At 42.6% G+C, this 14777-nt stretch carries 14 protein-coding genes and 1 pseudogene; 6 read left to right on the forward strand and 9 right to left on the reverse strand.

All coding sequences use genetic code 11. The features are described 5' to 3' along the window. Positions 1-49: 49 nt before the first annotated feature. From ribA to MSG37_RS04195, 6 genes are all read right to left on the reverse strand, one after another. The gene (gene ribA, locus MSG37_RS04170; RefSeq protein ID WP_248469321.1) at positions 50-679 is read right to left on the reverse strand and encodes a GTP cyclohydrolase II; all 630 of its coding nucleotides are present in this window, start codon (positions 677-679) and stop codon (positions 50-52) included. 214 nt (positions 680-893) lie between these two features. Beyond that, complete coding sequence (locus tag MSG37_RS04175; RefSeq protein ID WP_248469322.1) at positions 894-1250, reverse strand: YibL family ribosome-associated protein; 357 nt, start codon at positions 1248-1250, stop codon at positions 894-896. Between the two features lie 169 nt (positions 1251-1419). Continuing rightward, on the reverse strand, positions 1420-1884 hold the full coding sequence (gene nrdG / locus MSG37_RS04180) for an anaerobic ribonucleoside-triphosphate reductase-activating protein (RefSeq protein WP_248469323.1): 465 nt from the start codon (positions 1882-1884) through the stop codon (positions 1420-1422). A gap of 111 nt (positions 1885-1995) precedes the next feature. Then, positions 1996-4113, reverse strand: coding sequence for an anaerobic ribonucleoside-triphosphate reductase (gene nrdD, locus MSG37_RS04185; protein ID WP_248469324.1), 2118 nt, complete (start codon positions 4111-4113; stop codon positions 1996-1998). A 411-nt stretch (positions 4114-4524) separates the two neighbouring features. Beyond that, positions 4525-5208: a hypothetical protein gene (locus tag MSG37_RS04190; protein WP_248469325.1), complete on the reverse strand. Its 684-nt coding sequence runs from the start codon at positions 5206-5208 to the stop codon at positions 4525-4527. Between the two features lie 145 nt (positions 5209-5353). Next, a complete protein-coding gene (locus tag MSG37_RS04195; RefSeq protein ID WP_248469326.1) occupies positions 5354-5848 on the reverse strand; it encodes a MarR family transcriptional regulator in 495 nt (164 codons plus the stop codon). A gap of 146 nt (positions 5849-5994) precedes the next feature. Between MSG37_RS04195 and MSG37_RS04200 the strand changes: the two genes are divergently transcribed. After that, complete coding sequence (locus MSG37_RS04200) at positions 5995-6993, forward strand: NADP-dependent oxidoreductase (RefSeq protein WP_248469327.1); 999 nt, start codon at positions 5995-5997, stop codon at positions 6991-6993. A gap of 98 nt (positions 6994-7091) precedes the next feature. Here the strand turns inward: MSG37_RS04200 and rssA are convergent, their stop codons facing one another. After that, entirely contained in the window at positions 7092-8090 is a 999-nt protein-coding gene (gene rssA / locus MSG37_RS04205; RefSeq protein WP_248469328.1) for a patatin-like phospholipase RssA, read from the reverse strand. Positions 8091-8339: 249 nt separating this feature from the next. Between rssA and MSG37_RS04210 the strand changes: the two genes are divergently transcribed. From MSG37_RS04210 to MSG37_RS04230, 5 genes are all read left to right on the forward strand, one after another. Further along, on the forward strand, positions 8340-9686 hold the full coding sequence (locus tag MSG37_RS04210; protein WP_248469329.1) for a DEAD/DEAH box helicase: 1347 nt from the start codon (positions 8340-8342) through the stop codon (positions 9684-9686). Positions 9687-9939: 253 nt separating this feature from the next. Continuing rightward, entirely contained in the window at positions 9940-10383 is a 444-nt protein-coding gene (locus MSG37_RS04215; protein WP_248469330.1) for a DUF3010 family protein, read from the forward strand. A gap of 96 nt (positions 10384-10479) precedes the next feature. Beyond that, positions 10480-10986: a M48 family metallopeptidase gene (locus MSG37_RS04220; protein WP_248469331.1), complete on the forward strand. Its 507-nt coding sequence runs from the start codon at positions 10480-10482 to the stop codon at positions 10984-10986. 320 nt (positions 10987-11306) lie between these two features. Then, positions 11307-11708, forward strand: a complete 402-nt coding sequence (locus tag MSG37_RS04225; RefSeq protein ID WP_248469332.1) for a hypothetical protein — start codon at positions 11307-11309, stop codon at positions 11706-11708. Positions 11709-12470: 762 nt separating this feature from the next. Next, positions 12471-12947 carry a hypothetical protein gene (locus tag MSG37_RS04230; RefSeq protein WP_248469333.1) on the forward strand — a complete coding sequence of 159 codons (477 nt, stop codon included), beginning with the start codon at positions 12471-12473 and terminating at the stop codon, positions 12945-12947. A gap of 22 nt (positions 12948-12969) precedes the next feature. Here MSG37_RS04230 and MSG37_RS04235 read toward each other — a convergent pair. Then, positions 12970-13071, reverse strand: a pseudogene (locus tag MSG37_RS04235) (IS110 family transposase); the annotation flags it as partial. Positions 13072-13371: 300 nt separating this feature from the next. Further along, positions 13372-13821 carry a hypothetical protein gene (locus MSG37_RS04240; protein ID WP_248469334.1) on the reverse strand — a complete coding sequence of 150 codons (450 nt, stop codon included), beginning with the start codon at positions 13819-13821 and terminating at the stop codon, positions 13372-13374. Between the last annotated feature and the right edge of the window lie 956 nt (positions 13822-14777).

Here is a 14777-nt window from a genome sequence, read left to right on the forward strand (position 1 = left end):
GTATAACTGGGTAAAAGCCAAGAAAATTCACGCTTTTACCCATCAAGGGTTACTCTTTACTGTCGTCCTGTTCGGTTTCAGTAAAGTGATGTTCAGACATCATATGACCCAATTGTGTCGATTTGGTCTTTAGGTAGTTTTCGTTATAACGGTTTTTACCTACTTGCAACGGTACGCGCTCAACCACTTCTAGGCCAAAGCTTTGCATCGCTTTAACTTTACGTGGATTGTTAGTCATTAAACGTACTTTATCGATCCCAATTTTTTGCATCATTGGAATGATCATGTCGTACTTACGCATATCCGCTTCAAAGCCTAAACGCTCGTTTGCTTCAACAGTATTGGCACCTTGATCTTGCAATTCATAAGCACGAATTTTATTAAGCAAGCCAATTCCGCGGCCTTCTTGGCGTAAGTAAAGAATAAAGCCCTGACCTTCTTCAGCAATATTTTGCATCGCCGTTTGCAGCTGAAAACCGCAATCGCAACGCAAGCTAAACAGTGCATCGCCAGTAAGACATTCTGAATGAATACGCCCTAAAACTGCAGCGCCCGGAGAAAACGTACCAAAGGTAAGTGCAACGTGCTCTTTACCCGTCTCACTATCTTCAAAACCATGCATTTCGAAAACACCCCAAGGGGTTGGTAATTTTGAAGACGCGATGTATTTAATCGACATGAAAAAACCTTAACGACAACTCTCATTCCTTGAGACTGCAAACATCCTGATAAAGAAAATAAATGCTTGAGACGAAACTCTTGCTAGCTCTATGACTTAACCGATTAAGTGCACCATTAAAGATGGTGTCCCCTCAACCTATCATCGAGCCAGCATAAGCCTACTATCTAGTGATAACCTTGAAGCGGCTCACTAAATCGATAACTAAACAGCCTTAAAACTCTTTTGGAGCAAAACCTGTGACTTGCTTAATACCCATTTCACGGCCAAGTGCCGTCATTGGGTGCACAACAACCAAACCTTTAACTGACTTTTTCAATTTACCCATGTCAGCTTGCTCTGCTTTGGTCAACACACGGCTAAACTTAAGGCCAGCTACCGTGCCGCCTTGCTTGCTTAGTTCGCGTGTTTGTTGCGCTTTAACGCTACCAATGCGCTTGGTGATCGCCGCAATCTCTTGCTTAAATTGGATCACAACCGTTGGATCGCTGCGCTTTTCAGCTGCTGCTAGCTTACGACGAAATTTGTCTAACTTATCGTTGAGCGTTTGCAGCTCCTGCTTTAAATTCATTTACAAACCTTAAATTCAAATCTAAATAACACGTTTAGAAACAAAAACAGCACCAGATAACTGACGCCGCTTTTCTATATATTGCCACATTATAACAGCATCTAAGCCAATTTTACCTAGGTTTATAACGAAACACTTTCAAGCAGTGTAAAGTCCTAGGGGGTCAGGCTTATCTTAGGTAGTGGATCTGCTGATTGCTGCTGCCTTTAAACACCAAACTTGGGTCAGCTAATGCCTGCTCAAACTTGCCATCAACCACTACATTAACGAGGTCAACAACTTGTTGCTGCTCCGGGCTTAAACTCGCTAAAGTGTAGCCAGTCCACAGCCAGATATCTTTGCCCGGACATTCCGCGTTCACCCGCTTAACCAAAGCTAAAATCGCCGCGAGATTAGCAGGAAATAACGGATCACCACCAGAGAGTGATAAGCCACGACGCTTAATGCGAACATCATTTAAATCATCAATAATGCGCTGCTGCATCTGCTCGTCAAACTCATGGCCAGAGCATGCATTCCAAGTTGATTGGTTATAACAACCACGGCATTGATGTTCACAGCCAGACACAAAAAGTGTCGCTCGCGTACCTGGGCCATTAATCACATCGGTTTGATAATATTGATGATAATTCATAATAAACTCGCTTTAGCCAAAAAGACAAAAAGGTGCTGATAACAGCACCTTTAGTTTAACTAACACCTCTAGAAGCATTAGCTAATGAGACTCACATTCAGCCTAGTTAGACTATAAATGCTTAACTCGGCGCTTCACTTCTTCTTGCTTACCGTAGTTAAACGGTCTTGCGTCTGGGCTACCTAAATAACCACATACACGACGGGTTACCGATACACGGCTTGGCTCATGGTTGCCACATTTAGGGCAAGTAAAACCTTTGCTAGTACAGCTAAATTCGCCGGTATAGCCACAGTCATAACACTCATCAATTGGCGTGTTAGTACCGTAATATGGTACGCGGCTGTAACTGTAATCCCATACGTTTTCTAACGCTTCCACGTTATTTTGCATGTTCGGGAATTCGCCGTAACAAATAAAGCCGCCATTCGCTAACTCTGGGTATGGCTGTTCAAAGTCGATTTTATCGTACGGGTTAACCTGCTTTTCAACATCTAAGTGGAAGCTGTTGGTGTAGTAACCTTTTGCTGTTACGCCTTCAACAACACCAAATACTTTAGTGTCTAATGCGCAGAAACGGCTACATAGGTTTTCACTTGGCGTGCTGTATAAGCTAAACGCATAACCTGACTCAGCTTTCCAGCTGTCAGTTGCTTGCTTCATGTACTTAATAACAGCAATGGCTTTTTCACGTAGCATTTCGCTGTCGTAAACATGCTCTTCAGTACCATAAAGTGCATTAATGGTTTCGTGCAGACCAATGTAACCTAGTGAAATTGACGCGCGACCATTTTTAAAGATCTCAGACACATCATCATCAGCACGTAAACGCACACCACACGCACCTTCCATATAAAGGATTGGCGCAACGCGAGCTTTAACACCTTCAAGACGAGAAATACGCGTATCCAATGCTTTACGAGCCATTACTAGGCGCGCATCTAAAATACGGTAGAACTCAGCTTCATCGCCATTTGCTTCAAGCGCAATACGTGGCAAGTTCAAGCTTACAACACCTAAGTTGTTACGGCCTTCATGTACTAACTCACCATCTTGCTCGTAAGTACCTAAGAAGCTACGGCAACCCATAGGGGTCTTAAATGAACCAGTTACACGCTCAACTTGCTCGTAGTTCAGAATGTCTGGATACATACGAGTTGAAGCACACTTAAGCGCTAGTTGCTTAATGTCGTAGTTGCAATCGCCAGCCTTGTGGTTAACACCGTCGCGAATAGCAAATACCAACTTAGGGAATACCGCTGTTTTACGGTTTTTACCAAGACCTGCAATACGCACTTTCATCATAGACTGTTGAATTAGGCGTGATTCCCACGATGTACCTAAACCAAAACCAAAGGTCACAAATGGCGTTTGGCCGTTAGCTGTGTGCAGCGTGTTTACTTCATACTCTAGTGACTGGAATGCATCGTGACACTCTTTCTCAGTTTGAGCTGTCGCAAAGGCTTTGGCATCTGTAATGCCCCAGTTTAAAGCGATTTGGTAATGCTTGTCGTAACTCTTAGCCACAAACGGCGCTAATACTTCGTCGATACGGTTGATTGTGGTGCCGCCATAAATATGGCTCGCCACTTGAGCAATAATTTGCGCAGTAACTGCTGTAGCAGTTGAAATTGACTTAGGCGTTTCAATTTCAGCATTACCCATTTTAAAGCCATGAGTTAACATGCCGCTTAAATCGATAAGCATGCAGTTAAACATTGGGAAAAATGGAGCGTAATCTAGGTCGTGATAGTGAATTTCACCCGACTCATGAGCTGCAACAACGTCTTTTGGCAGAATATGGCACTTAGCATAATGCTTAGCCACAATACCGGCTAACAAGTCACGCTGAGTAGGAATAACTTTAGAGTCTTTATTGGCGTTTTCATTTAATAAAGCCGCGTTGCTTTGTTCAACCAAGCCACGGATCTCTTTATTTAAACGACTGCTCACTTCACGATGAGTATCACGGTCATGGCGGTACTCAATATACATACGCGCAAGCGATTTATATGGACCTTCCATCAGTAAGTTTTCAACAGTATCTTGTAAGTCATGGATCTTAACTTCATCCAATTCTGCGACACTTTGTTTTACTTTTTCTGCCACTTGCTGTGCGTACTCAACGCATTCAATGCCTGCCGAGTTAGCAGCTGCTATCACGGCATCTTTAATCCTTGTTTCGTCAAAAGGCGTACGGTAACCATCCCGTTTAATAACCACTGGCATTGTATAAATCCTCTTCAGCTCTCGTTACTAAGCAACACTATATATAGTGCCACTTTTTCAATACATCACAATATGTGGCGCATTAAGCTATAAAACAAGCTTCATTACTTTGATCCAGATCATTATTTCAAAAGAGGAAGACAATAAGAAAACAGTTCTGCAAATAAACCCGCTTATCTCAAATTATGACCTTGACGCGGAGCATTTGTCGGGCTAGTAACAGGATAATAAAGGTATAAATTGTGGATAAAAATCAGTGAAAATATCTGCTGTTGCAGTCAGGCAACTGCAACTCATTGGCTGGTTTAATAAAGGTGCAGCGATAAGCACTAATAGCCTAGCATTGTAGAGCAGCTTTAACTAAGTATTGCTGCTTCACAAAATGCCATTTAGCGAAAAACACTATTAGCTCTAATGACGTTTTGCTAACGCGAGATAACTATTGAGTTGACCATGATCTTGTTGATGCTCACCTGTCATCGAGGTTAACTGCATGAGCGACTTGATCCCTTGATATTGGTTTCTTTGCTCATCGGTTAATGGTCTGTCTGATTGCAGCAACTCGGTTATCTGGCTCGAAACACGATTAGCCTTTTGCGCAACAAGTGGCGATTGCGACACATCCATCGCACCCATCACCCATTTTGCATCATCAAGCATTTCAGCAAGCTTTTTATCTTCATCATTATCGCTTAAACCTTTACGCTGCTCATCAATAAAGTTTGCTAGCGATTGCTCACTGGCTGGCGGAATATCAAAACCACTTTGAGATAAACGATTGAGCTGGCCTTCCGACAGAATACCGTCTTGATACAAGCGTTGAATAAGCTGTGGCAACTGAGCCGAGGTGAAATTACCGCCTTTAAAAAAATCGTTCGCCATCGCTTCGATTTTTTGTGCACGTTCGGCGCGGCCAGACAACACTAGAGTATTATCACTTTTGGTTAACTCATTATTGGCAGTGTCTGGCGTTTTTGCAGGCAAATTAGCAATAGCGCCTGCCCCGCCCACATTTGACTGACCACTATTAACGCCGTAGGCGTCAGATAGCACATTGTTATTAATTGGAGTGTTAATACTGCTCAATGGGTTCATCGTCAAAATGCCGGCGTAAAATAGGATTACCCCGAATAAAGCATTTAACGTGCCGATTTAACGGCGAAAGTTTTGGTTGCTTATTTTTGCAGCGATATAGCAATAACTATTTAAGCTGCAATGGCATTAGCTGTTTATTTAGCTTTTACGTTAGCTCTTGGGTCAGCGTCAGGCAAAGCTGTCTAAGCTGCTCAACATCCTCATTGTTCATCGCCACTTTATCAAGCAAGGTTTGCTTAAGCGCCAAAGCTTCGACTTTTAACTGTTTGCCAGAATCTGTTAGCGCGATAACTTTTTTACGCTCATCAGTTGTATCCGCAAGGCGTTGTAAAAAACCTTTAGCTTCAAGCCGTTTAACAATAGGCGTCAGAGTGCCCATATCAAGGCGAGTAGAAAGTGATATTTGAGTTAGACTAATTCTGTCTTGAAGCCATAGTGCTTGCATCACCAAGTATTGCGGGTAAGTTAATTCATAGCGTTCTAATAATGGACGATACGCGCGCATCAAAGCATTGGCTGCGGTATAAAGCGCAAAGCAGACATTATCTGAAAGAGTGGCATTTTCCTGAGTATTTTGTAGCGGGTCTGTCACAACGAATAACTTAAATTTAGGCGAGATAAAGCCAATATTACCCCACATCAATAGCTAACACTAGCCAAGTGCCAGCAGTTTGCGAACGAGCTATTTGCAAACAAGTAGTTTGCGCGCAAAGCATTTGCAATATAACTAAGCTTTACTTATGATGCTGACAATTACTTTGCGCACAAAATAAATTAAGGAATGATATGAAATCTCAAATGATTCAGCTTAAGTCTCGCCCAGAAGGCCTGCCAACAAGCGACAACTTTAGCCAAGCAGAACAAACTCTGGCGGCGATAAAAACCGGCGAGTTTCTGGTTAAAAACCAGTGGATGTCTGTCGACCCTTATATGCGTGGGCGAATGATTGATAGAAAAAGCTACATTGCACCATTTGAGATCGGTAATACGTTAGAAGGCGGCGCAATTGGTGAAGTGATTGAGTCTCTTAACCCTGACTTTCCGGTTGGCAGCAAAGTAAGCAGCATGCTGGGTTGGCGCAGCCACTTTGTCAGCGATGGCACAGAGATCACCCGCCTACCAGAAACGCCACTGTGCCCATCGCACTTTTTAGGCGTATTAGGTATGCCGGGCATGACAGCTTGGACAGGCCTTAATCGTATTGCCGAGTTAAAAGCAGGAGAAACCTTGTTCGTATCAGCAGCATCAGGCGCTGTCGGCAGTGTTGTGGCACAAATTGGTAAACTGATGGGCGCACGGGTTGTTGCATCTGTTGGTAGCGATGAGAAAGCCGCATACCTTACTAACTTAGGCATTGATGCCGTTATCAACTACAAAACTTGTGGCGACTTAACTGCAGCGCTTGGTCAAGCGGCGCCAGAAGGCATAGATGTTTATTTTGAAAACGTGGGCGGAGAGCACCTAACTGCTGCGTTAAATCATATGAAAGATCATGGCCGAATTGCAGTGTGCGGCATGATTGCACAGTACAATGACACTACGCCAACACCGGGGCCGAATAACCTTGCGCAGATCATTATTAAAAAGCTAAAAATTGAGGGCTTTATTGTATTTGAGCATTGGGATCATTACGGCGAGTTTGCAGCGCAAATGGGGCAATGGTTAGCAACGGGTAAAGTACAAGCTGAGCAAACTATCTATGAAGGTTTAGACAATGCGCCTGATGCGTTTATCGGCTTATTTGAAGGTAAAAACAAAGGCAAAATGATAGTGAAAATAGCTTAACTATCCTGAGCTAATATTAGCCAGAATAAGCTAATAGCTTTAAGCATACAAAAGGCGCAATTAAGCGCCTTTTTGGTATGCAAGGGTTATGCGAGCGATTAACTCTTTGTCGTTGCAAGCTCAGTTGAATGCTGCGCTAATGCAGCTTCAATCAAATGCGCTACTTTTTCAACTGCTGCTTCACCCGCAGCAATCGCTTCTTCTGCACGATGAAACTCCATGGTTCCGATATCGCCTAAGTCCGGCACAATGCAGATATCTGGCGGATCGCCCATTAAACGCGCACGCTTATGGCGCTGCTCTAAAATATCCATCGATTGTGACATTACAGCGAGCATACCCGGATTCGGGTTTTGCGGTGAACCAGACTTACTACCTAAAGAAAACTTATCGGTTAAGCCAGTAATATAGTCACGACCACGGGCGAGAAGATCAGTAAAACCTTTATCTTGATGCTTTTCAGCTTCTTCGACTTGCTCTACTGTTGGTTTATCGCTTTTCATATTGACTGGAAGTACTTGCATACGGCCGCGCTTTAAGCCGTGTAAATCAACGGCAATCACTAAGTCAACGTCCATTGCGCGGCTAACGGATACCGGTACAGGGTTAACCACTGCGCCATCAACCAACCATCTGTTACCCACTTTTACTGGCGGTAAAATGCCCGGCATAGAACATGATGCGCGCACCGCATGGCGTAAATCACCTTCTGTAAACCAAATCTCTTGCCCTGAATAAAGGTCGGTAGCCACAGCTGCAAAAGGTCTTTTTAAGTCATCAATTTGCAAATCGCCGATGCGCTTTTGCAAAACATCAAATACTCGCTCACCGCCAATTAAACCACCGCGGCCCCAGCTAAGATCCATTAAACCTAACACGTCCCAACTACTAAAGCTGCGCACCCAATCTTCAAGCTCTTCAAGATGATCGTTTGCGTATGCTGCGCCAACGAGTGCACCAATTGAACAACCAGCAATTTTGTCTGGATAAATACCTAGCTTTGCCAAGCCATTAAGAACGCCGATATGGGCCCAACCTTTTGCCGCGCCGCTGCCAAGCGCCAATCCAATTCGTACAGCTTGTTTATTTGTCGACACCTAAAATGACCCCATAACTCTATTAAAATAATGCGAAGCACCACTCACCTGGTATATAGGTAAGCAAAAGCGACTATAAAAATGCCATTAAAGGATTAACGATTAATGTCAATTACAACGCTTTAATTGCAAAGCCGAGTATTTTAGCAGATTTATCGGCATCTGAAGAACAAAGTTGACGGGTATTCGTAGCGCAATCATAAATCTGTAGGTTATAATACGCGGTCGTATCATTTATGGAGTACACCTTTGCAATTTACCGATTTCGCACTGGATCAACGTCTGTTACAAAGTCTTAAGCACATGGGTATTGACACCCCAACAGAGATCCAAGAGCAAGCCATTCCTGTAGCCCTAGCGGGTAAAGACTTAATGGCGTCTTCTAAAACAGGCTCAGGTAAAACATTAGCCTTTTTATTGCCGGCGATGCAAAGACTGATTTCGTGTAAAGCATTGAGTAAGCGCGATCCACGTGTGGTAATTCTATTGCCAACCCGTGAGCTTGCCACTCAAGTGTACAGCCAACTGCGTTTATTAGTTGCCAACACTCAGTTTAAAGCCACTAAAATTTTAGGTGGTGAAAACTTTAATGATCAAGCAAAAGCCTTAGCCCGTGATCCACACTTTGTTGTGGCAACGCCGGGTCGTTTAGCTGACCACCTCAAACAGCACCACCTGCACCTAAATGGTCTAGAGCTACTGATTTTAGATGAAGCAGACCGTATGCTTGATTTAGGTTTTGCTGAGCAGCTAAAAATGATTAACGCTGCAGCGGATCACAAACGTCGCCAAACACTGATGTTTTCAGCAACATTGGACCATGGTGATGTAAACGATATCGCTAACGAATTATTAAAGTTCCCTGAGCACGTTGCTATTGGCGCGGGTAACTTAGAGCATAAAGATATTACCCAGCGTATTTTCTTAGCGGATCATTTAGATCATAAAGAAGCGCTACTGACTCGTATTTTGAAAGAAGAGCAGCAAAAGCAGATCATCATCTTTACTGCAACTCGCCAAGACACTGACCGTTTAGCTAAAAAACTGGCTGATGAAGGCTTTAAAACCGCATCATTAAGCGGTGAGTTAAAGCAAAATGCTCGTAACCAAATCATGGATGAATTTAGCCGTGGTCTACAGCAAATTCTGGTTACCACCGACGTTGCTTCTCGTGGTCTAGATCTGCTTAACGTCTCTTTAGTGATCAACTTTGACATGCCAAAGTTTGCTGAAGAGTACGTACACCGTATTGGCCGTACAGGTCGTGCTGGTGCAAAAGGTGATGCTATTTCACTTGTTGGCCCAAAAGACTGGGTTAACTTTACTCAAGTGCAAACTTTCTTAAATAAGAAGTTTAGCTTTAGCGAGCTAGAAGGTTTAAAAGGCAAGTTTAACGGCTTAAAACCAAAAGCACCGAGCAAACATAAAGCCAAGCCAGCCGCTGCCGCGAAAAAGAAAGCAGCAAGCGCGAAGAAAAAGTCAGCAGCAAAAGCGGCGGCTAATCGCGATAAACGCTTTGCAACCGGTATTGATGTTGGTGATGCGCCAATGCTTAGAAAACCTAAATCTAAGCTACAAGACACACCAGAAGATTAAGTAATTCGCTTGTATCTATACATGCTGAATATCAAAAGCCGCCGTGAGCCAACTCACCGCGGCTTTTGTCTTTATTGGCCATGTATCCCCTCGCTTTAGTGCGCTTTGCCTGCAAAAAAATCAATCAAGTTGATAGCGACTAATCACTACATAGAAAAAATTGATTTGAATACATTAGAAAGCGCATTAAAACGCTGACCGTTTCAAGAAATAGCGTTACAATACAGCTAATATTGTTTTTTTAAGGTTTATCATGAGAGTTTGTGGCGTAGAGTTAAAAGGTGGCGAAGCCATCATCAGTTTATTAAGTTATGAAGGCGAAACCTATAACGTGCCGGATTGCCGTCAAAAGTCGTTCGCGATTTCAAACTCTGAAAGCACTGAGACCATGCGTGAATTTCACTTTGCTTTTGGTAAGTTGATTGAAGACTACCGCGTTGATGAAATTGTTATCATTCAACGTGAACAAAAAGGTAAAGGCGCTGGCAGCGTAACTAGCTTTAAACTAGAAGCATTGATCCAAGTATTACCTGTACCAGTATCAATTGTGTCTCCAGTTGCCATTAAAGAGCAGCTAAAGCGTAATCCTCCGCAAGTAGATTTTGAAGGTCTAGAGCTTAAGCGTTTTCAAAAGAGCGCATTTGAAGCAGCTTATGCTTTCCACAACATGACTATCTACAAAACTGACGAAGAATAAGTTTATCAGTAATAAGTAGAAACTAATGGGCGCACTAATAGCGCCCTTTTTATATCTACGACTTTTATTACCATACTTTAAGAAACCGAGCACAAGATGCAGCCACTTAAATACCTAGCAGGCTACTCAAGCGAAATACAAGATCAAGTACAAAACTTAATTGCTCAAGACAAACTTGGCCAATTTTTGCTGAAGCGCCACCCACAGATCCATGATGTGCGCACAGACAAAGCACTGTACGACTACACCATAGAGATAAAAAACCAGTATTTACGTAAATCGCAGCCACTGTCTAAAGTGATCTTTGACGATAAGATATCGCTGAGTCACCAAGCGCTTGGCCTGCATTCTTATGTGGCGCGTAAGCAAGGCGCCAAGATAAAAGCCAAGAATGAAATCCGTATTTCATCTAGACTGAAAAAAGTCCCTGAAGGACTTTTACGCATAGTGGTTGTGCATGAGCTTGCTCATTTAAAAGAAAAAGATCATAACAAAGCCTTCTATCAGCTTTGCTGCCACATGGATGGCGATTACCACCAGCTTGAGTTTGAATTACGACTACTTCTTACTCTAATTGACGCGGGTAAGAACCCCTACCGTTAAACGATAAATCACTGCACGCTATGGTGCTGATACCATAGTTCAGATGCTATAGCGCTGCTTTCTCTTCAACTGACCTAGCTTATCAACTAGATTAAAGCCTTAGCCAGCACCCGTTTAGTACAGACCACTTAATGGTTTAAATACCAGCGCTCACTAATCCCCTCAACCTTAACGATAATGATTTTCATTTATATCAAATTGCATTACACTCACGCTATTAGTGCAATTAACGAATTAGTCGTTAAATATCGCGTCCTGAGTGTGCAACTGAAGCTTAACGGTAAGTGAGGTTGTCATTGATATGTTTAGGGTAATTGATCATGAGTGATGATTTAGTTAAAAAGCAGCAAAAATCACGTCGTAAGCTGGCTAAGTACCAGCAGAAAATCAACTATTACACTCAGCTCTGTGATAAAGATATTACTCTGAAGAAGCGAGCAGCAAAGCTGTGTAAATATCGCTTAAAGGTTATCAAACGCCAGCTCAAACTTAAGCGTATAGATGCACAAATTACCCCATCTAGCGCTTACACTAAGCTTACTCCCGCAAATGATGCCGTTGTTAATATGCCAATATTGACACAGCACAGCGTCAACCTTCCTTTTCTTGCTCAGGCAAGCATTTATCAGCCTTATAAACGTAAACCCTGTAAAAGCTGCCCTGCACTTCGTGGTAAAGCCTGTTTATGTGCCATAAAAAGCGAGCAACGCAAACAAGCTTAGCTCTGCCCTTCAAATGAAGGGTTACTACATTTATTTTGGTTGTGCTATCTGATAGCGAGTTAAGAACTTTAACTTCATCATTATCAATCTTTTTAAAAAACTAATCCCACCACGAAGCGCACGAAGGTAAAGATAAATAACTCAAACAGCTGAGACTGCTGACTTTCTTCGTGTCCTCTGTGTCCTCAGTGTCCTTCGTGGTGAATAGCTTTTGCCCCAAAGTGAGTTAGCCTTTGAATGAAGGGTTATTACATTTTTATCTGTGCAGTTGCTACGGGGAAGTGTGTTCTACATTTTAGCTTCATGGCTATCAATCGCCTGCAGCGGGCGCATGTGCAGACACTTCTGAAGCTCGCCGCTAGTACGTCCGTGTAGGCTCAACGAAAACATCCCTGTTTTCGACGGCTTCAGCTGTATCTACACGGGATAATTGGTGTACTCATTAGGTCGTGGACTAACGCGGAAATGCCCCATTATCGGTTTCAGGCGATAAGCAGCAAAGAACAGTAACAAGGCTGTTGACCTACTTTTGCTAATCGATAAGTGACAATCACCGATTACCTTCGATTCAAACATCAATACCAATGCTCCGTTTGCCATTTCTTGTGCTCGCTTATTTAGTACCACTCTGATATAGTTCTTATAAATCAATAGCTTTTCTTTAGTAAGAATTAAATAATAGGTTTGTTAAATGTGCATGCGTGTTTTGCCAAATACGTGCGCATGCGCACTATACAAATGTTAGCAATCAAGAAGTAATACGTGAATAAATCGAATCAAGAATATCTATCAATGGCTTTAGCCTACCTTGAAATTGGTAAGGTGAGTGCAAGTAGTAACTCTGAGTTAATGAATACACATGAGTTCGAAAATGCAATTGCTTATCAGTTATATCATGCTGTCGAGCTTTTTTATAAGTACATGTTATTAAGCAAAGGTTTTACCAAAAAGGTCCATGATATTGCAGAGTTAGAAAAAGAATATGAGCAGCATTTCTCCGAAGAGAAGTACAAGCTCAATCATCCTTTTGATTTTTCAAACTATGAAGCTAGTAGTTTAAACCAGGGGGAGGAAAAATTGGCACAGGCACACTTCCAGCAATTTAAGACGAAGTTTATGGATCAACATTTAAGGTATCCAAGCAACAATAATACTGGTGGTTACTCTTACAAGTTTGAGCCGTCGTATTTTGATAACATTAAAAATCAGATTTTATCCATCGCAGCAGTTAATTGCTAACAAGAGACTATGGCGTCAATAGCTAACTTTGAGCTTTTGGCGCTTCCCACATTACACCATCTCTTAGCATCGAATTTAATGTTACAACCATCTTTCTAACGCAGGCAATTATCGCCAATTTCTTTATTCATCCCGTGCATACAGTGCCTGACAAAGCTAATAGTCTGTCCGTCTACATATCTAACCATTAAATCCATAGGTGAGCATGGCTTGCCAGCCTCAATTGCCGTTACACCTAACGATCCTTCATGCCAGCCTACCGAAAGTGTAAGGGGGCTGGCGCTGAAAAAGAGGTTGCGCCTTCTATGTAAAATAGCCCAACAGACTCATAGGTACTGCAGCTGGCACTGAAATAAGATGCTAGGCCCATCAGGGGTGTCACTGAAAAGAGTAGTTTCGTATTTTTACACATGGGAGGTCATTCCTAGAACGGTAGTCCAATGCTAATACAGTTCGTCAGTGATTCACTCGATGCGTGGGACAGGAAACCGTTTTCAAACACGGCGTAATGATAAGAAGCGCTGCCGTCAGAGTAATACGTTAATACTGAATGATACTTCACTCCTTGCTGGTAGCTAACGCTGATATCAGTGTCTGAGTAGTTAATAGAGATACTAGATCCCCAAGTATCCCTGGACAGCTTTATTGGCCCTCTTTTATAGGCACCAAGATCCTTAATGTTATTGTTCTTCATTCTCAGATTAGGCCCTGAAATGAAGTATTCACTTGAGGGGTCATTAGCCCAGGTGTACTTGCCAGCAGCACCTTTTTCACACTGAAGTTTAAATTGCTTGTTACTCCAATCTTCGGTATCGGCGTTAGCACTGAAAGAAAAAGCGGAGACTATTAACGCTGATAAAAGTAGTTTCTTCATGGGAGGTCATTTCTAAGTGCTTTGCACTTTCACTGAAAGAGGTGGTGATTCATGGGGGTCACTCTATCAAAAAACTATCCAGGTTAAAGTGAGGGTAGTCTTAGTTTTACAACTCTCTAAATTTTCAACGATAGCCACCACCAATCGATCACCATTAATCGCTAACCTATCCCTACAGTGTGCCCTTACTCGGTCGCTGGGATAGCCAATCCCCTAGGGCCGGAAAATGGTTAACGAGAGAGATAAAGAGATAAAGGGGTCGGAGCGAATAAGATAAATTGAGATACTTTGCCTCATCTAAGTCACTCGCGATAAATCTGATACTCAAACTCATTCCTGTCCAAAAATGAGCTAGATCTTTAGTCATAACGCTAAATTCCAAAGATTGTGCTTTTCGAACCCGGTGAAGATACGGCCGTGGCCGTCCATGACATGGACGTCATGGCCGAGCTTCCATGGATGGACTTGCTGCGTGTCACGGCAGTGTCTGCACATGCGCTGGCCGCAGGCCATTGGAACCACTTTTGTTAGATGACACTTTTAACCAAAAATATATGGAGTTTTTGGAGCTTTGCTATCAAACGAAGTTTGATTTCACAGTAAGGGCTAGTCGAGCTGCAAGCTCCAACTTACTTTTGCCCAAAGCCGAGTTAGGGAACAAAACTAGCACTGCAATAAACAAGCAGTCATTATTCATCCCCGTCTACAATATTTTCAACTTGGGTCGGTCTCCCCAGCTGCAGATTAAATCAATATGGGTAATATTGAGGGAATAGTCACTCTTAAAGGCAATCAGATACTTTACGATATAGACGGTTGCACGCTACAAATCGTTTTAGCGCCTACTAGGTTATCTGTTAGTAGAATCTTGTTTCTATTAGCAACTGAATTGTGTGGCGGGTTAAATGTCTCATTTGATGGCAAATACTTAAAGGTTGAGCAAACTCAATTGTCTG

It is taken from the genome of Shewanella sp. 1CM18E (genome assembly GCF_023161665.1).
In the GTDB taxonomy this organism is placed as follows: domain Bacteria; phylum Pseudomonadota; class Gammaproteobacteria; order Enterobacterales; family Shewanellaceae; genus Shewanella.